Below are 23,659 nucleotides of genomic sequence, written 5' to 3' on the forward strand. Positions count from 1 at the left end.
GCGGGCTCAAGCACTTGCGCCGTTTGTCCCGAGGATATTCACAGGGACGTTCACAAAATCTGTGGAGAACTGCGTCCACTAGTGTCCGCGCATCATGCTCGACCGTGAGGTCATCGTCACCGTGTGGTCAGAGCCGAAGTGCACGTTGAAATAGCCTGCCTGCGTCACGTTACCCTCACGCCATGCCCAACTCCAGACCGTTTCTTGCTTCACTGGTTAGACGGCGACGTCACCGGGCTTGCCAGCAGATATGTCGCACTTCGTCTTCTGTCATGCCGACATGGGTCCATGTGAAATTGTCAGCGGACAATGCATCTGTGACCGTAACCCACTTGCTGTCTCCGCCGATATCGACCGTGTTCAGGCCTTGAGGACCGCGGGGGTATTCGAGGCGTCCCGATCCCCTCGCGAAGGTCCTTTGGTTTCCGGTTTCCCCATCTGATCATGGATCTATTGTTCAGTCGTGATCCCGGGCGTGAAGTTCTTGCACAGTAGCGAGTCTGGTTTGTTCAAATTGAAATTTGCTTTCAATGTGCGCATGGCTTGGCCACTGGCGGATTGTTGCAGCCGTCGATCAGTAGAGTACATCCGAGTATAGCGGCGAAGACCAGGCCGGGTGTCAACAAGCACAACCGTCGCGTCTGTTCGTTTTGGTGTTTATTTTCTGTAAATCCCGTAATTAATGTCGGAGCCGGTTCTATTAAGCGGGTTTGTAGTTGGCATCGGTCAGATAGCGCTCAACGCTCTTGATACTGAGGAGTTTATTTCAGTCTTTATCCGCCATTTCCTTACCTAATGACGCAGTCGATGTAAGCAAATCGTCAGTAAGCCGTTAGAGTGCGGTAGGTCATCGTTGCTGGCTTATAGATCGATATCGTGAAAGAACTGGCGTGCTGTTTGTGCAAGTATGAAAAAAGAAGTTGTGCTGTGTAATTTCAGAATTTTAACTGTTTGGTTTGTTAATAAATTGGCATTATTTTAAAGATATGAATTTAAAGTTAACTCGTGGTCAGTGCGCAGAACGTACCCGTCGATTTTCATCGAACCGCGTGCTGCGCGCGATTATGTCGTGCGCAATCGTCTATTTCGCAGTAGATAGCGCGGATGTAAATGCTACAGAAGAAAGAAAAAACGAGTTGCACGTATCGGGTTCTTCCAATTCTGAGCCGCCGGCGGGGCTAAGTAAAAGGGCGCAGAAGAAGTGGAAAAAAGAAACGCAGCGGTTAGCTCTAGAGAGGCGGGAAGTGAAGCGGGCAGCTCTAGACGAGCAGGAAGCGAAGCGGGTTCTTTTAGAAGTAATACGAGAGCATGAAGTGGGTCCAAAGGAGGAAACCCCGTCGCCAGTTTCTAAGGAAGAGGTACGCCAGCAGCCAAAGGAAGCGTCGAATCGCGCAGAAGAGAAAACGTTGCGGCAGCAAGAGCGGGAAAAGGAAGCGCAGCAAGCGAACAACGAGCTGCATCTGTCAGATCTAGAGCAGCAATTAATACAACAGCAGGAAGTGGGTCCAAAGGAGGAAACGCCGTCGCCGGTCCCTAAGGAAGAGGCACGCCAGCAGCCAGAAGAAGTGTCGAGTCGCGTAGGAAAGGAAACGGTGCAGTATCAAGAAAGCTGGGGTTTCGTAGAAGAGGAAACGGTGCAGCATCAAGAAAGCTGGGGTTTCGTAGAAGAGGAAACGGTGCAGCATCAAGAAAGCTGGGGTTTCGTAGAAGAGGAAACGGCGCAGCGTCAAAAGAGCCGGAGTATCCCAGAAGAGGAAACGGAGCAGCAGGAAGAAGTCCAGACTGTCGTAGAAGAGGAACCGACGCAGCAAGAGAGCGCGGCCGTCGAGCCGGAGTCGCGCGAGACTGCCGCATTGATCGACGACAAGCCTTCTCCCGACGATCGTCTGCGCGAAATGATCGCCTCGTACCCTCTGCTGGAGGGCAACGCGCTTTACAGTGCCGAGCGCATGTCGGAAGATGGCACCATCGTGGTGGGCGAAGGCTTCATCAACGGACGCGCACAGCCATTCATTGCGCGTGACGATGGAGGCAAGGTCGGGATTGTGGGCTTGTTCGACCTGAACGACTCGTTGAACAACGCGACCTTGTACAGTTCCGTGTTGCAATCCGCGGTGCAAACGTTTGTCCAGGACGGCATGCGTTGCAGCAGCTTCGACCAATACGGCGTGTGCATCTCGGCTGGCGCGCTATACAGCCACAATGCGGGCAAAGTGAACGGTGCGAACTGGCAGGGCGAATTCAGTACGGCATACCGAATCAACGACGACTGGACTGCCGGTTTGGGCTACCAGGCGCCGAGCTATCGCTTTGACGTAGGTAACGACACAATGCGTAACCGTGCCAGCTTGTTCGGGTTATTCGCCGAGTACGGAACCCATACTCGCCCGGGCGTGTTTGCCCGTGTCGCGCTTGGCTATCAGCAAGGCGACTTGTCCATCAACCGGTCTTACCTGACTGCCTCCGGCGTGGACCGGTCCAACGGCGACACGACGGTCGCGCAGCGCGCCGTGTCGACGCAGGGTGGTTACGTGTTCGCCGTACGGAACGCCAGCATCATGCCTTACCTGGGCATTGACTACTTGCGCACAAAACTCGGCGACTACACTGAGACGTCCGGCCAGTTCCCGGTTCGTTTTAATGCCCGTACCGACGAAAACGTATATGGCACAGTGGGACTTAGCGGTCACCTGCGCTTCACCGATCAAACGGTCATTTCGGCGGGCGTCAAGCACGTCCAACGATTGAGCAGGAGCAACGATCCGGTGTCGGCCAGCGTGCCAGGGTTCGATCCGTTTGTGGTCGGCGCGCAGTCAACACGCCAATGGAGCGAGATTAGTGTCGGTGGCCGGTTTGCGACACCCGTAAAAGCGTCAAGCTTGGATATCGGATACCGCCGTCGCTTTGCAAGTAGTGCGGCGATCGCGCAGGATATGGGGTCGGTGTTCTTCACGATGGGCTTCTGATCTTCACTGTGGCGCGGGCTGCTGTGGACGACGCGCGCGTCGGCGTGCACGAATGCCCTGCGTATCTCGAAGCGCACGGCATCGACTACTTTGCCGTGCGCGTCCACCCGCTCCAACAGACGACGGCTGCGGCGACCAGTCGATGTGCCTTACGGAACCGAGCTTGCTGCCCAGTCGTCAGAACACTGCCTCCAATGCGCCGCCCGCGCGCTCGAAGCCGACGCGTTGCCGGACGGCCGGGATGTTGGACGCCAGCGCAAAGTCGTATCGTCGATGCGCGTCGAGACGAGCAGTGAGGAAAAGCTGTCGTCGCCACAGCGCTTGAGCCGCTTCAGATGCTTGTCACTCTGGCAGTCCTTGGCAATCGCGGCCTGACGACAGTTCATTTCCGTTGCAGTCACTGACCGCGCGTGGGCGTTCGCGACTGGCCGGCCACCTGATCCTGCTGCATGGACGCGACGCGTAAGGGGCATGGTTCCACCCTTCGTCTGGCGTCGAGCTATCTCAGGCGGACGCTTACGTGCGGTTCGACACGATCGCACGATTCTATGTAAGAGCGGGATGACGGTGATTTGCCCATAGGTGCCTCATCAGGCAGTCTGGGGTTGTCAAAATCGTGCAAATTCGACGTGCGAGTCCGCCTGGCTGGGGCAACGTCGCGACTGCTCGGCTGTGCCGCGTGGGTGCGGCACAGGGGTGGTTCAGGCGAGCGGCGGCTGACCGGATGTCGGCTTACGCCGGAGGGCACCGCTAGAGCGGTGGAGCACCATGCGCTCGTAGAGTCGAGACACGGTTGTGCTACCCGTCTTGACGAACAGGAACGGAAACAATCCATGCACGAGCGCAGCGAATGCGGCCAGCAGCATCGGGCCTCCGAACGAGAACGACGCTCTCATGTGTTGCAGATAGCTTTCGCCGACGGAGGCCGGGTGCCGCGTAAACGCGCCGAATAGGATTCTCATGGGCAGCGCTCGAGTCGATGGTTTAATTCAATGGGCCGACGCGCATCAAGCCGGCGGCTGCGTGCGAAACAAAGGCAATCTTATAGGCGGGGGCTTGAAAAAGGATTGCGAATTTGTGCACGATGCTAGGTGAAAGTAGAAAAAATTCCTAATATTGACCCATCCATGGACAAGATAGACGCCAAGATATTGTCGTTGCTGCAGCACGACGCATCCCTCGGATTGAACGACATTGCCAAGGCGGTGAATTTGTCACCGACGCCGTGCTGGCGTCGCATACAGAAACTGCGCGAGGACGGCGTGATCCAGCGGCAAGTCGTGTTATGCGATCCGATTAAGCTCAATCTCGGATTGACTGCATTCGTGACGATCCGCGCGAGCCAGCACAACGACGGATGGACGAGCCGTTTCCTGAAGGGGGTGACGGCGATCCCGGAAATCGTGGAAATCTACCGGATGACCGGCGACGTTGATTACTTGCTGAAAGTGGTGGTGCCCGACATCGCCGGCTATGACAACGTGTATAAGCGCCTGATTAAGGTCGCCGAGCTGCTCGATGTGAGCGCGAGTTTTGCGATGGAGGTGGTCAAACATACGACCGCTTTCCCGCTGGACCATGTCACTGAGCGCAGTACACGAACTACGTCTCGGCGATTGTGAACAGCCGTGCTGGGTATGGGGCGTGAAACGCGGACGGGGCGTAGGCGTGCGGCGTAGGCCTCAACCTGGACCTAGACGTAGGCGTAGAGCACCAAATATGAGTGCCGGACTGGTGTACCACGCGGCAATTTAGATGACGGAACAGGTGGAACTCGGCTACGCTTATGTTCTGCACGCCTACGACTCGGAGTGAAAGCCGTGATGCCCTATGACCCCAATAACCCATTCGCACGCATCCTGCGTGGCGAGTTGCCATGCGTCAAAGTCGCGGAGACCGGCGACGTGCTGGCTTTCATGGACCTGATGCCACAGGCCGACGGCCACGTACTGGTGGTGCCGAAGGAAGCGGCGGCGCAGATCTTCGATCTGTCGGATGCGGCAGGGGCAGCGTGCCTTCGGATGGTCCGTCGGGTCGCCACCGCTGTGCGCGCTGCGCTGAAACCGGAGGGCATGTTGGTGGCCCAGTTCAACGGGGCCGCGGCCGGGCAGACCGTGCCGCACGTGCATTTCCATGTGATTCCACGTCATGCCGGCGAAGAACTCAAGCATCACGCGCGTGTGGCGGCCGAGCCAGGCAAGCTCGAGGCGATTGCACAGCAGATCCGTGCTCAACTCGAGTCAATTGGCTGATCCAGGGAGCGTGCGATGTTTGAGCTTTCGACATTGGGCACGTTCATCGTAGTCGTGCTCGGCCTGTTTCTGATACCGGGGCCGGCCGTGCTGCTGGTGCTCACGCGCACGGTGCAGGGCGGGCGCAAGACCGGCGTGCTGACCGGGTTGGGCGTGGCAGTCGGCGATTTCATTCATACGGTGTTTGCCGCCGTGGGCCTGTCGGCATTGCTGATGACGTCGGCGCTGGCGTTCAACATCGTCAAGCTGGTCGGCGCTGCCTATCTGCTGTACCTGGGCGTGTGCGCGCTGCGCAAACGAACCGCCGACGGACACGCGCCGGCGCCTGCGGCAGTCGAGATTTCGCCGCTGAAGGCGTTCCTTCAGGCCGTGCCGGCTGAAGTGCTGAATCCGAAGACCGCATTGTTCTTTCTTGCCTTCCTGCCGCAGTTCGTGCAGCCGGAGCGCGGCACCACATTTGTCCAGTTTACCGTGCTGGGACTGATTTTCGTTGCGATGGGTGCGGTGTACACGACGTTGCTTGTCGTCGCGATGCGGCCATTGGCGCGCTTTGTCGCGAAGCTGCATTGGCTGCGTCGCTGGCAACAGAAGATCATCGGCGTGATCTTTATCTCGCTGGGACTGAAGGTCGCGATGCAGTAACGATAGGGTATCGGGCTGCGCACCAATGCGATAATCTCGTCTTGCCGCTAGTTTCCTGGAGACGATTTTGACTCGCATCGACAACCTGTCGCACGCTCAGGAGGTGGGCGTGGTCGACGCCACGCAGGACACGACCCGCATCGACGACGTGCGCATTGGCGCCGTGCGGCCGTTAATCTCCCCGGCGTTGTTGCTGGACGAGTTGCCGGCGCCGGCTTCGGTGCAGCAACTAGTCGAGCACAGCCGCGCGCGCATTGCCGATGTGCTCAATGGCCGGGACGACCGGTTGGTTGTGGTGGTCGGCCCATGCTCGATCCACGACCACGACCAAGCGCTCGCCTATGCGCGCCGGCTCAAAGGTGCCGCTGACCGGCTGCACGAGGATTTGTTGATCGTGATGCGGGTTTACTTCGAAAAGCCGCGTACCACGGTTGGCTGGAAGGGCTATATCAACGATCCGCGCTTGGACGGCAGCTTTCGAATCAATGAGGGGCTGCGCCGCGCGCGCGAGTTACTGCTGCAAATCAACGACCTTGGGCTTGCGACTGCCACTGAATTCTTGGATCTGCTCAGCCCGCAATACATCGCGGACCTGGTGGCGTGGGGCGCAATCGGGGCGCGTACCACCGAGAGCCAGAGTCACCGCCAACTGGCGTCAGGCTTAAGCTGTCCGATCGGATTCAAGAACGGTACCGACGGCGGCGTGCAGGTCGCCACAGACGCGATTGTGGCCGCCCGCGCCAGCCACGCATTCATGGGCATGACGAAGATGGGCATGGCAGCTATCTTCGAGACGCGCGGCAACTGTGACGCGCATGTGATCCTGCGCGGTGGCAAGAAAGGGCCGAACTACGATGCTGCCGCCATCGAGGAAAGCTGCGCGGTGCTCAGGGCGGCGGGGCTGCGTGAGCATGTAATGGTCGATTGCTCACATGCGAATTCCGGCAAATCACATCTGCGCCAGGTCGACGTCGCGCGGGACTTGGCCGCGCAGCTGTCGCAGGGCGAGCGTCGCCTCAGCGGTGTGATGATCGAGAGCCACCTCGAGGAAGGGCGCCAGGACTTGAAGCCCGGTGTGCCGCTGCAATGGGGTGTATCGATCACCGACGCGTGCCTGGGCTGGGCGCAGACCGAGCCGGTGCTGGAGATGCTGGCCGGTGCGGTACGGGCCCGCCGTGCCGCCGCGGCGTGGCGGTAAGTACGAAGTCGTCGATGCGTTCGTCGCCGGTGACGGCTGGACGGTTAAACCGCTAAACCGCGATGGCGAACCGGGCCGAGGAGGAGTCCGTGCCCCCAATCCGCCGGCGGATTCGGCTGCTCGGTGCTGCACGCGTCGAACAAGCTCATGTCGCGCGTGACCCGTTCCGGTATCAACGCGCGCAGAACGCGCGTCAGCGTGCCGTTGCGCAGGCCGCAGGACGTAACGCAACGGAGGAATGCGTCGGTCCATGGCGCATATCGCCGCGGCCTGTCACACAGGCCAATCGCCCATAGATTGAGTGTGGCCGCAGCAGGTCCCCGTCAGGTTATTGGAGCATAGACGCTATGTATGAAGAACGCATTCGGTGCGCGAGCCTGCGCAACCGCATCATTTCCGCACGCGACGCGGCGGCCTTAGTTCATGATGGAATGCGCGTGGGCACCAGCGGCTTCACGCGAGCCGGCGATCCGAAGGCGGTGTTGCTCGCGTTGGCCGAACGTGCGCGCACCGAGCCGACGCCGCCTCGCATCACGTTGATGACGGGCGCTTCGCTCGGTCACGACAATGACAAGGCACTGAGCGAGGCCGGCATGCTGGCGCGCCGTCTGCCGTTCCAGGCCGACCCGACATTGCGTCGCGAGATCAATTCAGGACGCGCATTGTTTGTCGATCAGCATCTGTCTGAGACGGTCGAGATGCTGCGGGCCAATCTGCTCGGCCAGCTGGACGTGGCCGTCATCGAGGCCATCTGCATTACCGAGTCCGGGGGCATTGTACCCAGCACGTCCGTTGGCAATTCGGCCAGTTTTGCCATTCTGGCCAAACGGGTGATCATCGAGCTGAACTTGGCTCAGCCGGTGGAGCTGGAAGGCTTGCACGACATCTGGATCCCGGCTTGCCGGCCCGACCGCGCACCAGTGTTGATCACCGACCCGCGTGACCGGATCGGAACGACCACGATTGATATCCCATTGGACAAGATCGCGGGCATTGTCATCACGAACGACGAGGACAGTTCCTCGGCTGTGTTGCCAGCGGACAGCGACACCACGCGCATCGCGCAATACCTGATCGAGTTCCTGCAGCATGAAGTCTCTCGCGCACGCTTGCCGGCGCAACTGCCGCCGCTTCAGGCCGGTATTGGCACGATCGCTAATGCGGTGCTGGGGGGATTGTGCGCTTCGCCATTTGAAGCGATGACAATGTACTCGGAAGTCCTGCAGGATTCCACGTTCGATTTGATGGACGCCGGCAAGCTGGCGTTCGCGTCCGGCTCGTCGATCACGCTGTCGGCGGCGCGGCAGCGTCAGGTGTTGCGTGAGCTGGCGCGTTATCGCGATCGTCTGGTATTGCGTCCGCAAGAAATCAGCAATCATCCGGAGATCGTGCGCCGGCTTGGCGTGATCGCGGTTAATACCGCGCTCGAAGTGGACCTGTACGGTAACGTGAACTCCACGCATGTTGGCGGGACCCACATGATGAACGGCATCGGCGGCTCAGGCGATTTCGCGCGTAACGCATGCTGCGCGATATTTGCGACCAAGTCGGTGGCCAAGGACGGCCGGATTTCAAGCATCGTGCCGATGGTGCCACATTGTGACCACAATGAACATGACGTGGATATCGTGGTCACCGAGCAGGGGCTGGCTGACCTGCGTGGGCTGGCGCCGCGCGAGCGAGTGGGTTTGATCATCGAGCGATGCGCGCATCCACAGTACCGCGATTTGCTGCGCGACTACTATCGCGACGCACTCAAGGGTCAGGGGCACACGCCGCATGACCTGGCGCAGGCGTTTTCGTTCCACCTGCGGCTGGCGCAAACCGGTACCATGCTGCCGTAAATCGCCGTCGCCATCGCTGTTCTGGGTACAGCCGCCTCGTTGCAGCACCCCGTTGCCTCCAGCCTTGCGTAGGGTCTGCTCCGATGTGCGGCTCAATAGCGCGCTGCCACGAGTCTATAAGGCGCTGCCGGGCCTACAAGGCCGCGGACTTCAAAAAGGAGCGCAACTTTATCGGCTTCGCCAAATCGTTGCCTGCCGAGCAGAGGCGCGAGTTGCTGGCGGGCATGCGCCGGTCGGTGAGCAGAAGCTGTGCGCGTTGACGTAGGACCGTGCGGCAATGGATCGAAGGCAAGGTAGACGCCGCGCGGATTGATACTGTCGCGCCGAAGCTGGACGCCGATGGGATTAGCGATAAGCGGGCCACGACCCGTGTCGATTTCAGCCTTCACTGAATCGACGCACGTATCCGAAACAAGACGTACGACACTGAGCGAGGTGAGATGAAGGCAGCACGATGGATCGGGGTACTACTGCTGTTGTCCGGCTGCGGATCGTCGCAGCCGCTGTTCACCGGCGATGGCCGGCCGACGCAATTGATCCGGTGCTCCGCCGCCGAAGGGTGGCCGTTCTGCGATGCGCGTGCGCAGGCCCAATGCGGCGACGCCGGCTACGACACGCTGCAGCGCAACCGCTCGGACGGTACGCTGTCGATGCTGATCGCGTGCAAGCGCTCGGCGGTGGCATATTGACACTCGGGGTGACGCGTCGCTGCGTTCTGCCTGTCACATCCGGTTACGAAACCGCACATCATAATTGCTACACTGGGCATACGGATTGCGTTGCATCATGGCTTTCACGTCATGTTTCAACGGAGACCGAGATGCAATTTATTATTTTCAACTTGCCGGCCGACTTGAGCGAGGAAGCACTGCGCGACCGGCTTGCCCCGATCGGTGCACGGCTTGTCGAGATTATTCGTGACAATGTCGAACGCGCTCGCGCCATCATCGAAGTCGCCCACATGGCGATGGCCTCGCGTGCGCTGGCGCTGAACTTCGATTGAATCCGGTAGGGGCTAAGCCGACCTGCTCGAAAGTCTAGCCAGACCTTGCTGACAACAGACTGGCCCAGCTAACTCCCGTGGTTGACACAGCCGCGTGGTTCAGCCGCCTATCGCACGCTCAACCGACCTCGTCGGACGAGGCAATAGGCCGCTTCAGAGGCTCAAATGATCTTCATCAGATGCTCAACCGACCTCGTCACGCCCTCAACAGACCTTGTCCAACGGCTCGGCCCATTTTGCCGAGCGCGGCGATTAACGCGAGCACCGTCAGCACGGCGACGAAGATGAATTTTGCTCGTTGCCCCATTTTGCCTCGCCTTTCAATTTGAAAAAATGGCATTATTTCACGCCAAAAACTCACGTAGCTTTTACGGTGTCGTCGGCTGGCGCCACATTCCCCAGCTGAGCACCGCCAGCGCGCGCAGAATCAGCGCGATGGCCACTAGCGTTTGTGGGGCAATCCGCTCGCCACCCAGCGCTGCACCCACGAGTAGCGCGATCGGCGGATTGGCGTAGACGTAACTTGTCGCCAGCACTGCTGTGGTGTGACTGGCCAGGTACATATAGGCGGAGAACGCCAGCAGCGAGCCCATCGTCACCAGGTACAGCCACGCCACGAGTGGCGCGCCGCGCGGCACGGTCGCAAGCGACTCGCCGCTGAGCGCTGAGGCTATCGCCAGCATCATACTGCCGGCGAGCATTTCGATTGTCACGGCCAGCGCTGGCGGCGGCAAGTCCAATGAGCGCGACAACTGGGTGCCCAGCGACCAGCAGCTGATCGCCAGCAGCAGTGCGCCGGCACCCTTGCCGCTAGTGCGGAACTCGGCGCCCGACATTAGCACCAGCACGCCCACCGTGCCGATGGCGATCGCGGCCAATTCGTGGCCGCGCGGGCGAATACCGAACAGTTGTTGCCAGACGATCGCGGTGATCGGCATGGCGGCGATCATCACGGTGGTCGCGCCCGATGAAATGGTCTGTTCGGCCACCGCAGTGCCGCCCATGCCACCCAGCAGCATCAGCGCGCCGAGCATCGAGCCGTTGCGCACCTGTCGCCAGCTCGCCCGCGTGCGGCCCCGCACAAGTACGAATAGGCCGAGGCACAGGCCCGCGACGGCGAAGCGCGACGCCATCAGCATGAATGGCGGCATCGCTCGCAAGGCGACTGAGATCGCGAAGTATGTGGTGCCCCAGACGACATAGGTGACCAGCAGGCACAGCAGCAGCAAAGGCGTCAGGCGGGCGGTCCGGCTCATGATCGGCAACGTGTCAGAAAACGTTCGATTGTCCGTCCGATCCCGCTGCTCATCCATAGTGTTTCAATCGTCTTTGAACGGATGCGGCGATAATCGATAGGAAGTTGGCCCGTAAAGCTTGATCGTACAGCTTGGCCCGTAAAGTGCCGGATCGGCCCAGCGTTAGCTAAGCACAACCGCCTGCGCGGCCGTCGGCGGGAATCCGGCGCGCTGGCCGAGCGTGCCAAGGCGCTGAGACTGATTCAGCAACTGAGGGCGGTTTCGCGGCGATCGGGCTGTTCCTCGAAATGCAGCTGATTATGTCGCTGCGCACGCCGGACGAGGCGCTGGACTTCGAAATGCATGCTGCGCATGCGTGGTGCCGGCGGGACCATCGTCCCGCCGTCCAACGTTATTGCCGCCGCCGAGGGGAACAGCAACATCTCGGAACTCGACAAGTGGGTGTTGACCACGTCGCTGCTCGCCCGGAAAGTGTTTGCCAAGGCGCTGCGCGCGGCGGCCTCATCGCTTAGTCGGACGCGCGAGGGGCTGCTTCCCGTCTTGAAGGGGTCCGGCTTGTATGCTAGAGATCCGCTTCAACGACGATCGGCGGGACGCGCTGTAGGCATGACCGCCGCCCGTCCCGACATGCACGGCTACCCAGTGTTATTCAACGAGGCCAATGCCGCGTTGTACACCGCGGAGCGGCAGGGTCTGGACCGCTAGGTGGTGTTCGGCCACAGCGTAAGCACTTGATCTGACGCCGCGCTCAATGCTGCTCGAAGCGATCGTACCGGCGCTCCGAGTAGTCCTCATTCGCGATGAACTCGGACACCCTGGCCCGTGGCGGCCCGCGCCGCAGGAATTCCAGCATCAGGTCCACCTGGTTGGCCGGTCCCTGCACGACCGCCTTGACCGATCCGTCGTCGTGATTGGCGATCCAGCCCCGTACCTGCAGCGCATGCGCGCGGCGCACCGCGGCATGCCGGAACCCGACTCCTTGCACTGCCCCGCGAATCTTGACAGTGTATGTTTCAACCCTGGTATCGAGATCGACTCCACTCATCGAGCATCCCTCCTGTCGTGCAGACATCACTGAACCGTTCAAACCGCGGATTGTAGTCGCGCCGCGCGCATCGTGCACGGGCTCCGCAACATGAATGCGGCCGAGCAAGCACTGTGCCCTTGCCGGCACGTGTGGCTTGCAGCATAGGGGGTTGACCTTCTGCCGGCCCGCCGCTTGGCTGGTGGCCCTCATGCTGGCTCGTTGCCCAACCGGTTGCTCTCGTGCCGGCTTACTGCCCAGTCGATTGCCCGCGTGCCTCGCCGCTCAGCCTGCTGCTTTCTTGCTGCAGGTTTTGCCGCATGCGGCTATGCTGTGACGAATGCAACGTATGGCGGGAGTGTTGACTAATGGAGCCATTTCCCTACACACCTGATGCGCCGGACCGCGAGCAGTTGTACACGCTCGCCGGCGGGACAGTTATCGAATTCGGCACGAACTGGTGCGGTTACTGCCAACGCGCGCAGCCGGTGATCGCTGAGGCGCTTGGGCGCCATCCGGCGATGCGCCACCTGAAAGTCGAGGATGGACCGGGGCGGCCGCTGGGACGGTCGTTTCGTGTGAAACTGTGGCCGACTTTGATTTTTCTGCGCGACGGACAGGAACGGGCGCGTGTCGTGCGCCCGACCCGCGCCGAAGAACTCGACGACGCATTGGCCACGCTGCGATAGCGCGGTTTATGACGCGCTGATCCTGTTGCACGTCGGCCTATTGTTGCTGGCCACGCCTATTGAATCACGGTGTACTGGATGGCTGCGCATTGGCTACTGTGGGGCTGACGCGTGCCGCGTGCTGCGCCGTTGCCGGTTGCGTCATTGTGCGCCGCGCTGTTGCGCGGCTGAGTGGCTGAGTAGCTGAGTAGCCGTACCGCCGGGCGGTGCTAGCGGATCGAAGCGCGGCTCGGCCTGGCGGTGACCGCTAGCGCTTGCTCTAGCTCGGCCGCCGACGGCACGCGGTTGATCCGTTGACCGTTGGCTAGCAGCAGTGTGGGCGTTCCCATCACACGCAATTTGCGCCCCAGCATCAGGTTACGCGCCAGCACTGTCGCCGTTGCATCGCAGGGTGCCGTAACGGGCGGCGGCGCATGATCCTCGAGCATCCATGCCGACCACGCGCCGGTGCGGTTGTTAGCGCACCAGATCCGGGCGGACATCATTTTCGAGTCTGGCGTGAGGATTGGGTACAAGAACGTGTACACGGTGACGTTGGGTAGTCCTGCAAGGCTGTGCTCCAGTGTTTTGCAGTAGGAGCAATAGGGATCGGAGAACACGACAATCCGGCGTGAGCCATCACCGTTGACGCTGCGCAGCGCATCGTCCAGCGGCAGTGTGCCGAAGTCGACGCCGCGCTTATCGAAATGCACGATTTTGTCGAGTTTTTGCTCGATTTCGAATAGTAGCCCGCCGTGGCCCGGCCGGTTCAGGTACAGCCACGCGCCGCCGGCGAGCGCGGCCGCCAGGGCCAACGCCGCGAGCAGCGTGGCGAGCATGCGTACGGTTCGCGGTGTCATCCGTGCTGTTGTCCCGGGATTCAATGGAGCTGCCGATTGTCGGCGTTGCGCCATCGCGCTGTCTGTGGCCTGTCGCACAGCGGCACGCCAACTGGCGAGCGGGGCACGTCAGAAGCAAGTAAGTGTTGCTGTCATCATGTTGGATCGCAATGCTGGCACGCAAAGGCGTGCCTGGTGCAATACATGAAGCTTGGCAACACCGGGCTGGCCGTCTCGCGCTTGCGCATGAGAACGATGACGTTCGGCGTACAGACCGATGAGGACATTTCGCTTGCGATTCTCGCGTATCACCTCGCAAAAGCGCGGGGGCGTACCCAGTTACGCAACTCGGCCCGTTTCGTGTCGGTACAGCCACGTTACAGTCTGCCGCACTGCGAAATAGAGCGCGAACTACTGCCGCTTGCCGCGGAGGACCAACTCACGGCGTTGCCGTACAACCCACTGGCCGGCGGGTTGTTGACAGGAAAACACTCGCGTGAAGCCGGGCCCGGAGCCGGTAACTGCTTCGCGCTAGGCAATGTCGCCAAGCTTTACCAGGAGCGTTACTAACATGATATGCAATACAAAACAATTGCGCGATGTGGTGGGGCTGTCCGGCTCATGATGACGATCGCCGCGGTGGCATGGGTGCTCGCCAATCTGGCCGCCACCTGTGCGAGCATCGTTGCGAGCCGGCCCGAACAACTCGTCGACACGCTTACGGTTGTCGATGTGACGCTGGATGTTGACCTGAGGGCACGGCTCAATGAATGGATGTCGCAATATCGGTGCGATGACGCGGTGCGCCTAAATGGCACTGGTGCTGCCCCACGCTTCGCTTCTGCAGGCCGGGCGCTCGTGATTGCTAGTCCTTTCGACATGAAGGTGCGGTACGCTGCGTACTGGAGAATTGCCGTGAGGGAGCGCTTGATGCCGAATGTGTTTTCGTCGATCTGTTGCTGGCCTTTGCGCACCTGGAGAAAGTCATCTGGCGCGTCTGCGGCGCGTAAGGGGCCGCAGGCTGCTGAAAAAGCTGCACCGCGTGCGCGCAGCGCACACCCGACACTCGATACGTTATTCAACGTATCCAGGATCACACCGGGATGTCGCCGCGACAGCCCATCGGCGTATGCGAAGGAGATGAGAGGAAATCAGGATGCCATATTGCTTACGTTGATGTTTATGTGCCCGGTGCAGCAGTCCGCTGCACCGGCCAATGGTGGTCGTGCCGATTTCGCATCATCGCCTCCCAAAGAGCCGATCACGCTGGCCGATTTATGCGATGACATTGAGCGTTATGTGAGACGACAGGGTATCAATCGCGCTGTGACGCCCGAACTGCGGCAGTTCATGACCCGGACGGCGGCAATGCAGAATGTCCTGGTCCAGCGTGGAGAGCCCGCTTGGGGGCGACTGCAGCAAATGCTCGACCGGCTGCAACAGAGGATAGACCTATCGGATTCCAACGCAGGCCCAGCGCATGCGTTCGGCCATCAGGACGGGCATGCTCGTCACGACGCTTGCACCGTGTTCGAGTCGTTTCTTGATGTGTTCGATGACAAATGGATTCCGTCGCTGTACAAACTCAAAATTTCAGATGCAGATGTGCAGAAGGAAGGGCAAGCTAGGCTGAAGTCGGCTTGCGGGCGGCTCAGCATGGGTGAAAAGTGGCAGGTCAGTCAAATGATTGAGGCCCGGAAACGACAAAGAAAACTTGGCGCATGGGGCACGATACTGCAGCAGGCGCTCGGCCCGGTGACGCTTCAGTTGCCGCCGGTTGCAACGCCAGGATTCTCACTCGACGTAGATGCGGTATTCAAACGGGCGCGGGAGGGTGCGGGCGTTGATGTGTTTCGCCGGGCTCCGTCGGGACACGATCGATAAATAACAGCGTGGTGGCCGGGCTGGTGCATTGGCTTCATGGTCGGCAATGCCGATCTGGTCGCGGCACTCGCGCGCATCAAGCGTTACCACGACTACGGCGCGTTCACGTCCCTATAGGTTGCCGCGATTGCGGCGCTGGAATAGGATTAGCAATGCGTGCGGGACATTGCGGCGCAGTACCAGAGCCGGCGCGATGTGCTGGTCAAAGGATTGCACGAGGCGGGCTGGCAGGTGGAACGGCCCAAGGCGTCGATGTATATCTGGGCGTGGATACTGGACGGGTATCGCGAACTCGGTTCGCTCGAGTTCGCCAAGCAGATGCTGCAAAAGGCCAAGGTATCGGTGTCGTCGGGGATCGGCTTGGTGACCACGGCGACGACCATGTGCGTTTTGCCTTGATCGAGAACGAATCGCGAATACGGCAGGCGGTGCGCGGGATCAAGGCGATGTTTAAGGCTGACGCCGTTACGCGCTGAGCTGACGCAGTCGCACGATCAGGCTCGATGTATCGTAGCGCCGGCCGCCGAGCGCCTGAACGTCGCCGTAGAACTGATCGACCAGCGCGGTGACGGGCAGCGACGCGCCATTGCGCTTGGCTTCATCCAGGCAGATCGCTAGGTCCTTGCGCATCCAATCGACCGCAAAGCCGAAATCAAAGTGGCCTTCGATCATCGTGTTGCCGCGGTTGTCCATTTGCCAACTCGCGGCTGCGCCTTTGCCGATGACCTCGAGTACGCGCGGCATGTCCAGCCCGGCGCGTTGCCCGAAGTGAACGGCCTCTGACAGCCCCTGTACGACGCCGGCAATTGCGATCTGGTTGACCATCTTGGTTAACTGGCCCGCGCCGGATTCGCCCAGCAGCGTGACCGCGACGCCATAGTGCCGCAGCGTGGGCGCGACGCGCTCGAACACTGCGGCGTCGCCGCCGCACATGATCGTCAGCTTGCCGTTCTGAGCGCCGGCTTGTCCGCCCGATACCGGCGCGTCGATGAAATGCAGGCTTTGTTCACCGGCGATCGAGAATAGCTCCCTGGCGACATTGGCCGAGGCGGTTGTATGGTCGACGAACACCGCGTCGCGCGACATGCCGGCGAACGCACCGTGCCCGCCCAGCGTCACGCTGCGTAAGTCATCGTCGTTGCCTACGCACGCGAGCACAATGTCGGCGTTCCGTGCGGCCTCGCGGGGCGTAGTCGCCAACCGGCCGCCGTATTCGGCAACCCACCGCTGCGCCTTGGCCGCCGTGCGGTTGTACACTGTCACGTCCAGCCCGGCCTTGGCGAGATGGCCGGCCATCGGGTAGCCCATTACGCCGAGTCCGAGAAACGCGACGCGCCGTGGTGTCTCGCTCGATGAAGGAGATGACTGGTCGGTCACTTCGTTTCTCCTGGAAACAATATCGGGGAAACCGGCATTATCTCAGGTGCCGGGTGAGGCGGCGGTCCGCCATGATGCTTGTGACACAATACCAGTTCAGCGTGCCGTTGCCGCCGTGCTTATGCCTGTTCGTCACATGTCTGATGCCGCGAATCCGCTCGTTGCCACCGTGCCGATCTCTCTGGTGAATGGCTTTCTTGCCGGCGCGGATCCGCACGCCGTCGCCCGACTTGCCGAGCGCTCGGGTATCCCGCGTCCGCTGCTCGAGAAGCCGGACGCGCGGGTCACCGAAGAGCAATTCTCCACACTATACCGGTTGCTTGCCACTGAGTTGGACGACGAGATGCCCGGCGTCTTCAGCCGTCCGCTGCGCAATGGCACGCTCAAGTACCTGTGCCTGAGTTTGCTAGATGCGCCGCGTCTGGAAGTCGCACTGCATCGCTTCGGCCAGTTCTTTCACTTGATCCTGGACGACTTCCGCCTACAGTCCCATTGCGAGGACGGTATTGGATGCGTGACGCTCGTGGTGGGCAACTCGGACTCCGGCGCTGTCCGCCCGCTCGGCCGCGAGTTGATGCTTAAATTGGTTCATGGTGTCGCATCGTGGTTGGTGGCGATGCGCATTCCGTTGATCGACGTGGAGTTTGACTGCCCGCGCCCGCCGCACGCGCGTGACTACCTGTATCTGTTTCCTGGTCCAGTGCGCTTTGCCGCTCGGTGTACCAAAATGCGTTTCGCGGCAGCCTATCTGGACATGCCGATACGGCGTCGTAAGGCTGATCTGCAGCGGTTTCTCGCGCGGGCGCCGGAGGATTGGATCTTCGTGTCATTTGGCCAAGAACTGGTTTGCCACCGGGTGCGCCAGTTCATCGCACAGAGCTTGCCGACGGTACCGACGGTCGATGCGGTTGCAGACGTGATGCATTGGTCGGTGCGCACACTATGCCGCAGGTTGGCGGCGGAAGGCACGACATTCCAGGGTATCAAGGACGAGGTGCGGCGCGATATCTCGATCCAGCGGCTGACCCGCTCGCACGATGCAATTGCGGCGATCGCCTACGATGTCGGGTTCGACAATCCAAGCGCTTTTCACCGCGCGTTTCGCCAGTGGACCGGCAGCACACCCAATATGTACCGGCAGATGGGATAGCGCCGGACTCCCCGTCGCGTACCTCGCGTGCCTCGTTCATGTATCGTAACCGAGCCGCTCAAATTCCCGCGCATGGACCTGCATGCTCCCTCGTTCAATCGCGCCGAGCCATACCGCGTCAGTGCCAATAGCTGAGATTGTGCAGTCGAGATAGCGCTCGTGGCCGTTCGCCGCAGTCGGTAAATCACCGGCGCGCGGCACGTTTTGTCAATGAAAAGGCAGCTTTGGATAATGGTCTCGCAGCCATTCGTCGTTACGATGGTGTGTGATTGAACGCCGTGTGCGTTCGGCGCGTACGGTGGCAAAGCAGCGGCAGGCCGTGCGCTCTCGGTGGACGACGCTGCGATGTTTGAAAAGGAGCCAGGCGATGAGCTATCGTGCACCGGTCAAAGATATGTTGTTTACGATGAACGCGTTGGCGGACATCGATGTAGTTAGCCGCCTGCCCGGCTATGAGGAGGCGACGCTAGAAACTGCGCAAGCCGTGCTTGAGGAAGCCGCGAAATTCGCCGAGCAGGTACTCGTGCCGTTGAACCGTACCGGGGATACGCAGCCGTCCACATGGGCCGACGGGGCGGTCACCACGACTGCGGGATTCAAGCAGGCCTATCGCCAATACGCGCAAGGCGGCTGGCAGGCCGTCGTGCATCCGCCTGAGTTTGGCGGACAGGGCTTGCCCAAGCTCATTGCGAGCGCATGCAACGAGATGATCAATGCGGCGAACCTGTCATGGGCGCTCTGCCCGTTGTTGACCGATGGCGCGATTGAGGCGTTGTTGACCGCCGGCAGCGACGTGCAGAAGGCGCGTTACCTGCCCAAGCTGATCGCCGGCGAATGGACCGGCATGATGGACTTGACCGAGCCGCAGGCCGGTTCGGACCTGTCGTTGGTGCGCACGCGCGCGGAACGCCAGGCAGACGGCACCTACAAGCTGTTTGGCACAAAGATCTTCATCACCTACGGCGAGCATGACATGGCGGACAACATCGTCCATCTCGTGTTGGCCCGCACACCCGACGCGCCGCCGGGCGTCAAGGGTATTTCGCTGTTCATCGTGCCGAAGTTCTTGCTCGACGGTGACGGCGCGCCGGGCGCGCGCAACGACGTGAATTGCGTGTCGATCGAGCACAAGCTCGGTATCAAGGCGAGTCCGACCGCGGTGCTGCAGTTCGGTGACCACGGGGGGGCGATTGGCGAGCTGGTCGGCGAGGAAAACCGCGGTCTGGAATACATGTTTATCATGATGAACTCGGCACGGTTTTCGGTCGGCATGCAGGGCGTGGCGATTGCCGAGCGCGCCTACCAACAGGCCGCTGCGTATGCGGCCGAGCGCGTGCAGAGCCGTCCGGTCGATGGCTCGGCCAAGCAGGCGGTGACGATCGACCAGCATCCGGATGTCAAGCGGATGCTGATGACGATGCGTGCATTGACCGAGGGTGCCCGTTCGCTGAACTACTTTGCCGCGTCTGCCTGCGATATCGCGCATCGGCATCCGGACGCTTCGGTGCGGGAACAATATGCGCGGCGCTATGAGTTCCTGGTGCCGATCGTCAAAGGCTGGAGCACCGAGCTGTCGGTTGACGTTGCCAGCATGGGCGTGCAAGTTCACGGTGGCATGGGTTTCATCGAGGAAACCGGCGCCGCGCAGCATTACCGTGACGCGCGCATTCTGCCGATTTACGAAGGCACGACCGCTATCCAGGCGAACGATTTAGTGGGCCGCAAGACCGTGCACGACGGCGGTGCGGTCGCTCGCGGGCTGTGCGAGCAGATTGCGCTCACCGAGTGTGAGCTGGCCCATCACGAGGAGTCAGTATTTGCGGCAATGCGCAAGCGCCTGGCGGCGGCGCGCGCTGCGCTGGCCGAATCGATCGAGTTCGTGATCGGTCACGCGATGACGGATCCGAACGCGGTTTATGCCGGTAGTGTGCCGTACCTGAAGCTGTGCGGCATCGTGCTGTGTGGGTGGCAGCTTGCGCGCGCGATGCTTGCGGCGCATGCCATACGGGCACAGGATCCGGTATTCTGCGACGCGAAGATCGCGACCGCGCATTGCTTTGCCCATCACGTGCTGCCGCAGGCGGACGCGCTACGTGTGGCAATCGTCAGCGCCGCGAATGGCGAAGGTGCGTTGGCGTCAGTACAGCACTCGGCATGAGCGGTACGGTAATAAATGTCATGGATGACATGAACGGTATGTGCAATACGCGTTGTCCCGCAGCGTGCAACTGATCGAGCAATACGGACCATGCGAGATACCGACCAGCACGTGCGCCACGATGCGACGTTGGAGGAACGGGCCAAGCTGCGCCCAGTATTTGCGATCTTGCGAAGCGAATAGCTGGCGCCGAGGCCGCGCGAAATCTCCTCTCTATCCGCAAGCGTCAATGCTCGAGCTGAGCGCTTGCGCGCGATAGGCATGATGCCGCCGTTCGGCCGTACGATGGCATGGATCGACGCCGCGTGTTTGCCCAGCGAGCGCCCGTATCACTTAACGACTCGCCCTCCTTCCACCGCTGCCACAACAAAGCCTTCTGCGCGGCCGATAGGCCCCATCTTTTCTGGGGCACTTACCTGACCTCCTGGATTTGCATTAGACCAGAAGATGTTGCGACGACCGGTTGAACCTACCCCAGCCTTCATTGCATCGGCATCACCCAGTATTCTGGCTACCAGTTCTCTGGCGCGGTTCGATCGCTATGCCTTCACACGGCGCTGTAGAGTGCGCAGCTGCGCGCCGGAATACATCGCCGGCGCCATGGCAACGAGACGCTCATGTAGCTTCTTGGCCGTGATGCCCGGTTCGGCTTCCAGCCATCGCTGTATCGTCGGCCACGTATGCTCGAATGGATCTTCCCGGTTGCGCCAAGTGTGAGGCACACGCGCCTTTCGCTGATGCGTTGGTCTTACCTCGCCGTCCTGCCACGCTGTGCCAAGGCTCGCCAGGAAATCCGCGAGGGGAGCACGAGCAGGTGTGGTTGCCTGCGGCACCGACGCCGAGCGCAGCACGCGCTCGAGCGGCGTCAACGGCGCTTCATACCGTTTCGTGACTCTCGCGCCATGACGTGTCTTCGATTGCAGCTTAAATGAAGGCTGGAAGAAGTTAATGTACAAACGTGGCACCTCGTAAAGGCAGGCAAGGGTTTGCGTGGCTTCAAGTCCGCGTAACCGGCCATACCCGACGAGGCGGCGCACGACTGATCCATTCTTTTGTTCGACCCACGCCTGGTATTTGCATCACCAGCCGATTTCAATTAGGTCCCATGGCGCCTCCAAAAATCCGCCGGCGTGACGATGGGATATCGATCCACCAGCGCCAACAAATCTTTGTCCCCCGTAATGAGATACTGCCCTTTCGCTGCCAGCAGCGTAAGTAATACGGGCTGGTCAGCCGAATCACGCAAACTTGCGTCCTGCGCGCCTTCTGGCTCGACTACATCGGCTAATAACATAAAACTATCGGCTAGGTCGCGAATTTGCGCCGGTGTCATGCCTACCCTAGGCAACCGCGGTAGAACCCGGACCATCTCGTCTAAAATGTAGTGCGACAGTGCCACCTCCAACCCGCCTTGACGCCAAGCTGCAACGATGCGCCCAGGCACGCTGCTCGGGTAAGCCAAGCCCGAAACCAACACGTTGGTATCAAGCACAACACGTAAGCCAGCCATCAGCACCGCTTCCGCTCAGCGGCCACCGCGGCATCGATCTCCGCCTGACCTTCCTGAACCGGCACGCCGGCATAGGCTTCGGCGATTCGGCTGCTAAGCGCATCGAAGCGGTCCTGCATACGCCGGATGCGGGTGAATAATTCGGCGTCGACGAGCGCTGCGACCGGCTTGCCGTCCTTATTGATCACGATACTGTCGTTGCGATACTGTACCTGATTGAGCATTTCGCCCAAATTTTGTCGGAAATTCACGGCATTGACTTCGGTAATCATCGCACCCTCCATTGCCACATTGACCATAATGATCATTATGGTACAAAATAAGTATGGTGTCTAGCTTTGAATCAGTCACCATCACCTCGGCGAGTGAGCCAAGGCGATTACGCTGCGAAATAGTGAACAGGGTGGGTTGCAGTGACGGTGCCAAAAAGGCAAGACTTGGCCCATGGTGAACGAACGTGATGCTCGTCAAAGCTTAATCCGCCACGGCGAGAGCGAGCATCATCGATCGACTGACTGCGCGTTTTGGCTCATCGGTGACTCGACAGCCGCTTTTCAGTGGCTTACGTCTGCAGCAGCTGCACAATTTCACGAAGCCGAGTTCGGTATAGCGCTAGCTTGCGCTCACTGCGCCCGAGGGGGTACGGCTTTGACAGCAGCGCGCCGAACACTTGCTGCGTAACACGTACTGTCATCGCTTGCCCGCTCGGTTTTTGAGGCTCTCGAAAATTTTATAGATATTAACTTTTATGGGAAAATCCGTTCCGCAATCGAGTTTGGGTCGCAGTCCGCAAACCCGTATTTCGCCTGAGGCTTTTCCGCTTTGCGGAACAAAATCTAGGGTATCAGCCGGGCTTCCCGAGCAGCACTTCAACGGAGATAGGCACCTGTGTTGCAAGGTAAGCCATGCAGCTTGCCTTGAGTGGCTGCCAGCACCGCTCGATCATCACACTTGCGCCGAGGTGGAGGCTTCGTTGCTCGGTTGCTTGCCGGCTTCGCTGATGGGCCGATGGGTGACGACAAAAGCCTTGTAATAAACGCCTTTTTTATTAGGTTCTTTAAGTACAAAGTGACCATTTTGTTCTCTTAACCGGCTCAAGTCAATCTCTTTACCCTTTGCCTCCGAGCTAGCGATAAAGTAGCCTTCATGCCATTTTAGTTGGCTCAAATCAAGCTCTTCCCAGCCGCTAGGATTGCCGATTTCAATGCATCCATTTTTATGTCCGGCGGCTTTATTGTCGCCCGTGGTAAGCATCACGTGGAAGGGTTTGGTTGCTATGCGAGGGGACTCGGTTAATTTGCCTACGGCCTCGAAGAAGCCGAGAGTGTGTCCGGGTGGCACGTTTCTCAATTCATTGGCATTATTTATCCGTGTATCGGACGATGTAACCAAATCTGTCTTAGCATTCACCGATTTATACCGATTTTTAGGGATGGCCCCTGCTTTAAATGCACAGTCCTTGACCGCATCCCAACATACGTTGCCTTTACTCGTCAATTCTTCATTTTCTTTTTTATGCAGTGGATCACCATTCGAATCGCATTCTGCGGAACGCCTGGCATAATCCGCTGCCAGATTGCAGTAGTACTTGCTGCGCTGTTCTGGTGTCAAGTTGGAAAGATTCGGTCCCAAACTCGGCAAGCAACTCGTTATACAACTGTGCACCCCAGAAAGCACTGACTGACCGATCGATTGTCCGTGGGTCTCTTCTGCTATAGACCCATTGGTCTCAGTGCTTGAGCTTCGGCTTAGGCAACACAGCCCCGAAAGCGCCGAAGGCGTAGAGCGAGGGGTTCCCTGCAAGGGAGCCGTTGAGCGCTGCGAAATGCTGGGTGGCGCGGATGAGGTGCTGGCGCCTACATTAATGGAAGAAAGAGGTATCCGGTGA

The 23,659-nt window shown here is 60.1% G+C and carries 25 protein-coding genes and 4 pseudogenes; 16 read left to right on the forward strand and 13 right to left on the reverse strand.

The annotated features are described in order from the left end of the window. Positions 1–78 precede the first annotated feature (78 nt). A pseudogene (locus B0B13_RS18865) lies at positions 79–578 on the reverse strand (hypothetical protein). A 666-nt stretch (positions 579–1,244) separates the two neighbouring features. Between B0B13_RS18865 and B0B13_RS01925 the strand changes: the two are divergent. Further along, complete coding sequence (locus B0B13_RS01925) at positions 1,245–2,966, forward strand: autotransporter outer membrane beta-barrel domain-containing protein (RefSeq protein WP_237574067.1); 1,722 nt, start codon at positions 1,245–1,247, stop codon at positions 2,964–2,966. Between the two features lie 701 nt (positions 2,967–3,667). Here the strand turns inward: B0B13_RS01925 and B0B13_RS01935 are convergent. Next, positions 3,668–3,928, reverse strand: coding sequence for a DUF6356 family protein (locus B0B13_RS01935; protein ID WP_076794087.1), 261 nt, complete (start codon positions 3,926–3,928; stop codon positions 3,668–3,670). Between the two features lie 165 nt (positions 3,929–4,093). On the opposite strand from B0B13_RS01935, the gene B0B13_RS01940 reads away from it, so the two are divergent. The 8 genes and pseudogenes from B0B13_RS01940 (at position 4,094) to B0B13_RS01980 (ending at position 9,905) form a co-directional block, all read left to right on the forward strand. Beyond that, a complete protein-coding gene (locus B0B13_RS01940; RefSeq protein WP_076794089.1) occupies positions 4,094–4,588 on the forward strand; it encodes an Lrp/AsnC family transcriptional regulator in 495 nt (164 codons plus the stop codon). 201 nt (positions 4,589–4,789) lie between these two features. Further along, complete coding sequence (locus B0B13_RS01945) at positions 4,790–5,218, forward strand: HIT family protein (RefSeq protein ID WP_076794090.1); 429 nt, start codon at positions 4,790–4,792, stop codon at positions 5,216–5,218. Positions 5,219–5,233: 15 nt separating this feature from the next. Beyond that, positions 5,234–5,860: a LysE family translocator gene (locus tag B0B13_RS01950; protein ID WP_076794092.1), complete on the forward strand. Its 627-nt coding sequence runs from the start codon at positions 5,234–5,236 to the stop codon at positions 5,858–5,860. 67 nt (positions 5,861–5,927) lie between these two features. Beyond that, positions 5,928–7,058, forward strand: a complete 1,131-nt coding sequence (locus B0B13_RS01955) for a 3-deoxy-7-phosphoheptulonate synthase (protein WP_076794093.1) — start codon at positions 5,928–5,930, stop codon at positions 7,056–7,058. A 347-nt stretch (positions 7,059–7,405) separates the two neighbouring features. Then, positions 7,406–8,902, forward strand: a complete 1,497-nt coding sequence (scpC, locus tag B0B13_RS01965) for a succinyl-CoA:acetate CoA-transferase ScpC (protein ID WP_076794094.1) — start codon at positions 7,406–7,408, stop codon at positions 8,900–8,902. Between the two features lie 128 nt (positions 8,903–9,030). Next, positions 9,031–9,294: pseudogene (locus B0B13_RS19920) on the forward strand (hypothetical protein); the annotation flags it as partial. A 48-nt stretch (positions 9,295–9,342) separates the two neighbouring features. Then, the gene (locus B0B13_RS01975; RefSeq protein ID WP_076787912.1) at positions 9,343–9,591 is read left to right on the forward strand and encodes a hypothetical protein; all 249 of its coding nucleotides are present in this window, start codon (positions 9,343–9,345) and stop codon (positions 9,589–9,591) included. Between the two features lie 131 nt (positions 9,592–9,722). Beyond that, positions 9,723–9,905 carry an RNA-binding protein gene (locus tag B0B13_RS01980; protein WP_076787914.1) on the forward strand — a complete coding sequence of 61 codons (183 nt, stop codon included), beginning with the start codon at positions 9,723–9,725 and terminating at the stop codon, positions 9,903–9,905. Positions 9,906–10,101: 196 nt separating this feature from the next. On the opposite strand, the gene B0B13_RS18160 is transcribed toward B0B13_RS01980, so the two are convergent. Beyond that, positions 10,102–10,245 carry a hypothetical protein gene (locus B0B13_RS18160; protein WP_170872332.1) on the reverse strand — a complete coding sequence of 48 codons (144 nt, stop codon included), beginning with the start codon at positions 10,243–10,245 and terminating at the stop codon, positions 10,102–10,104. 28 nt (positions 10,246–10,273) lie between these two features. After that, positions 10,274–11,161, reverse strand: coding sequence for an EamA family transporter (locus B0B13_RS01985; RefSeq protein WP_083703626.1), 888 nt, complete (start codon positions 11,159–11,161; stop codon positions 10,274–10,276). Between the two features lie 342 nt (positions 11,162–11,503). On the opposite strand from B0B13_RS01985, the gene B0B13_RS01990 reads away from it, so the two are divergent. Next, positions 11,504–11,866: a hypothetical protein gene (locus tag B0B13_RS01990; protein ID WP_076794096.1), complete on the forward strand. Its 363-nt coding sequence runs from the start codon at positions 11,504–11,506 to the stop codon at positions 11,864–11,866. Positions 11,867–11,909: 43 nt separating this feature from the next. Here the strand turns inward: B0B13_RS01990 and B0B13_RS01995 are convergent, their stop codons facing one another. Further along, the gene (locus B0B13_RS01995) at positions 11,910–12,206 is read right to left on the reverse strand and encodes an acylphosphatase (RefSeq protein ID WP_076788568.1); all 297 of its coding nucleotides are present in this window, start codon (positions 12,204–12,206) and stop codon (positions 11,910–11,912) included. Between the two features lie 347 nt (positions 12,207–12,553). On the opposite strand from B0B13_RS01995, the gene B0B13_RS02000 reads away from it, so the two are divergent. After that, positions 12,554–12,874 carry a thioredoxin family protein gene (locus B0B13_RS02000; protein WP_076794098.1) on the forward strand — a complete coding sequence of 107 codons (321 nt, stop codon included), beginning with the start codon at positions 12,554–12,556 and terminating at the stop codon, positions 12,872–12,874. 209 nt (positions 12,875–13,083) lie between these two features. Here B0B13_RS02000 and B0B13_RS02005 read toward each other — a convergent pair whose 3' ends face one another. Beyond that, positions 13,084–13,713 carry a DsbC family protein gene (locus B0B13_RS02005; RefSeq protein WP_237574066.1) on the reverse strand — a complete coding sequence of 210 codons (630 nt, stop codon included), beginning with the start codon at positions 13,711–13,713 and terminating at the stop codon, positions 13,084–13,086. Positions 13,714–13,896: 183 nt separating this feature from the next. Between B0B13_RS02005 and B0B13_RS18870 the strand changes: the two genes are divergently transcribed. The 3 genes and pseudogenes from B0B13_RS18870 to B0B13_RS02020 all read left to right on the forward strand — a co-directional run. Further along, positions 13,897–14,262 (forward strand): aldo/keto reductase, encoded by a 366-nt coding sequence (locus B0B13_RS18870; protein WP_076794100.1) that lies wholly within the window; start codon positions 13,897–13,899, stop codon positions 14,260–14,262. Between the two features lie 51 nt (positions 14,263–14,313). Beyond that, positions 14,314–15,576 carry a hypothetical protein gene (locus tag B0B13_RS02015; RefSeq protein ID WP_286137204.1) on the forward strand — a complete coding sequence of 421 codons (1,263 nt, stop codon included), beginning with the start codon at positions 14,314–14,316 and terminating at the stop codon, positions 15,574–15,576. Positions 15,577–15,594: 18 nt separating this feature from the next. Then, positions 15,595–16,052 (forward strand): annotated as a pseudogene (locus B0B13_RS02020) (aminotransferase class I/II-fold pyridoxal phosphate-dependent enzyme); the annotation flags it as partial. Here B0B13_RS02020 and B0B13_RS02025 read toward each other — a convergent pair. Then, positions 16,042–16,953, reverse strand: coding sequence for an NAD(P)-dependent oxidoreductase (locus B0B13_RS02025; RefSeq protein ID WP_076794102.1), 912 nt, complete (start codon positions 16,951–16,953; stop codon positions 16,042–16,044). The pseudogene B0B13_RS02020 and the gene B0B13_RS02025 sit on opposite strands and share 11 nt — an antisense overlap. A 175-nt stretch (positions 16,954–17,128) precedes the next feature. Here B0B13_RS02025 and B0B13_RS02035 point away from each other — a divergent pair, with 175 nt between their 5' ends. Together B0B13_RS02035 and B0B13_RS02040 are read left to right on the forward strand one after the other, a co-directional pair. After that, positions 17,129–18,103 carry an AraC family transcriptional regulator ligand-binding domain-containing protein gene (locus B0B13_RS02035; protein WP_076788573.1) on the forward strand — a complete coding sequence of 325 codons (975 nt, stop codon included), beginning with the start codon at positions 17,129–17,131 and terminating at the stop codon, positions 18,101–18,103. A 367-nt stretch (positions 18,104–18,470) separates the two neighbouring features. Then, positions 18,471–20,261 (forward strand): acyl-CoA dehydrogenase, encoded by a 1,791-nt coding sequence (locus B0B13_RS02040; protein WP_076794104.1) that lies wholly within the window; start codon positions 18,471–18,473, stop codon positions 20,259–20,261. A gap of 161 nt (positions 20,262–20,422) precedes the next feature. Here B0B13_RS02040 and B0B13_RS19925 read toward each other — a convergent pair. From B0B13_RS19925 to B0B13_RS02060, 6 genes and pseudogenes are all read right to left on the reverse strand, one after another. Next, positions 20,423–20,673 (reverse strand): annotated as a pseudogene (locus tag B0B13_RS19925) (IS30 family transposase); the annotation flags it as partial. A 127-nt stretch (positions 20,674–20,800) separates the two neighbouring features. Beyond that, positions 20,801–21,298: a hypothetical protein gene (locus B0B13_RS02045; RefSeq protein WP_237574064.1), complete on the reverse strand. Its 498-nt coding sequence runs from the start codon at positions 21,296–21,298 to the stop codon at positions 20,801–20,803. A 59-nt stretch (positions 21,299–21,357) separates the two neighbouring features. Then, complete coding sequence (locus tag B0B13_RS02050) at positions 21,358–21,771, reverse strand: putative toxin-antitoxin system toxin component, PIN family (protein WP_076794105.1); 414 nt, start codon at positions 21,769–21,771, stop codon at positions 21,358–21,360. Beyond that, a complete protein-coding gene (locus B0B13_RS02055) occupies positions 21,771–22,043 on the reverse strand; it encodes a type II toxin-antitoxin system Phd/YefM family antitoxin (protein WP_170872367.1) in 273 nt (90 codons plus the stop codon). Before B0B13_RS02055 ends, B0B13_RS02050 begins: the two co-directional genes overlap by 1 nt. A 290-nt stretch (positions 22,044–22,333) precedes the next feature. Next, entirely contained in the window at positions 22,334–22,465 is a 132-nt protein-coding gene (locus B0B13_RS18875) for a hypothetical protein (protein WP_255785507.1), read from the reverse strand. Between the two features lie 251 nt (positions 22,466–22,716). Then, entirely contained in the window at positions 22,717–23,382 is a 666-nt protein-coding gene (locus tag B0B13_RS02060; RefSeq protein ID WP_237574063.1) for a hypothetical protein, read from the reverse strand. Positions 23,383–23,659 lie beyond the last annotated feature (277 nt).

This window comes from Burkholderia sp. b14, from assembly GCF_900156195.1.
In the GTDB taxonomy this organism is placed as follows: Bacteria; Pseudomonadota; Gammaproteobacteria; order Burkholderiales; family Burkholderiaceae; genus Mycetohabitans.

What these genes read in the sequence shown, in the direction of transcription:
- B0B13_RS01935 (WP_076794087.1), bottom strand. Translation starts at nt 3,928, where the DNA reads ATGAGAATCCTATTCGGCGCGTTTACGCGGCACCCGGCCTCCGTCGGC.
- B0B13_RS01940 (WP_076794089.1), top strand. Translation starts at nt 4,094, where the DNA reads ATGGACAAGATAGACGCCAAGATATTGTCGTTGCTGCAGCACGACGCA.
- B0B13_RS01945 (WP_076794090.1), top strand. Translation starts at nt 4,790, where the DNA reads ATGCCCTATGACCCCAATAACCCATTCGCACGCATCCTGCGTGGCGAG.
- B0B13_RS01950 (WP_076794092.1), top strand. Translation starts at nt 5,234, where the DNA reads ATGTTTGAGCTTTCGACATTGGGCACGTTCATCGTAGTCGTGCTCGGC.
- scpC (WP_076794094.1), top strand. Translation starts at nt 7,406, where the DNA reads ATGTATGAAGAACGCATTCGGTGCGCGAGCCTGCGCAACCGCATCATT.
- B0B13_RS01975 (WP_076787912.1), top strand. Translation starts at nt 9,343, where the DNA reads ATGAAGGCAGCACGATGGATCGGGGTACTACTGCTGTTGTCCGGCTGC.
- B0B13_RS01980 (WP_076787914.1), top strand. Translation starts at nt 9,723, where the DNA reads ATGCAATTTATTATTTTCAACTTGCCGGCCGACTTGAGCGAGGAAGCA.
- B0B13_RS18160 (WP_170872332.1), bottom strand. Translation starts at nt 10,245, where the DNA reads ATGCCATTTTTTCAAATTGAAAGGCGAGGCAAAATGGGGCAACGAGCA.
- B0B13_RS01985 (WP_083703626.1), bottom strand. Translation starts at nt 11,161, where the DNA reads ATGAGCCGGACCGCCCGCCTGACGCCTTTGCTGCTGCTGTGCCTGCTG.
- B0B13_RS01990 (WP_076794096.1), top strand. Translation starts at nt 11,504, where the DNA reads ATGCTGCGCATGCGTGGTGCCGGCGGGACCATCGTCCCGCCGTCCAAC.
- B0B13_RS01995 (WP_076788568.1), bottom strand. Translation starts at nt 12,206, where the DNA reads ATGAGTGGAGTCGATCTCGATACCAGGGTTGAAACATACACTGTCAAG.
- B0B13_RS02000 (WP_076794098.1), top strand. Translation starts at nt 12,554, where the DNA reads ATGGAGCCATTTCCCTACACACCTGATGCGCCGGACCGCGAGCAGTTG.
- B0B13_RS02005 (WP_237574066.1), bottom strand. Translation starts at nt 13,713, where the DNA reads ATGACACCGCGAACCGTACGCATGCTCGCCACGCTGCTCGCGGCGTTG.
- B0B13_RS18870 (WP_076794100.1), top strand. Translation starts at nt 13,897, where the DNA reads ATGAAGCTTGGCAACACCGGGCTGGCCGTCTCGCGCTTGCGCATGAGA.
- B0B13_RS02015 (WP_286137204.1), top strand. Translation starts at nt 14,314, where the DNA reads ATGATGACGATCGCCGCGGTGGCATGGGTGCTCGCCAATCTGGCCGCC.
- B0B13_RS02040 (WP_076794104.1), top strand. Translation starts at nt 18,471, where the DNA reads ATGAGCTATCGTGCACCGGTCAAAGATATGTTGTTTACGATGAACGCG.
- B0B13_RS02050 (WP_076794105.1), bottom strand. Translation starts at nt 21,771, where the DNA reads ATGGCTGGCTTACGTGTTGTGCTTGATACCAACGTGTTGGTTTCGGGC.
- B0B13_RS02055 (WP_170872367.1), bottom strand. Translation starts at nt 22,043, where the DNA reads ATGATTACCGAAGTCAATGCCGTGAATTTCCGACAAAATTTGGGCGAA.
- B0B13_RS18875 (WP_255785507.1), bottom strand. Translation starts at nt 22,465, where the DNA reads ATGACAGTACGTGTTACGCAGCAAGTGTTCGGCGCGCTGCTGTCAAAG.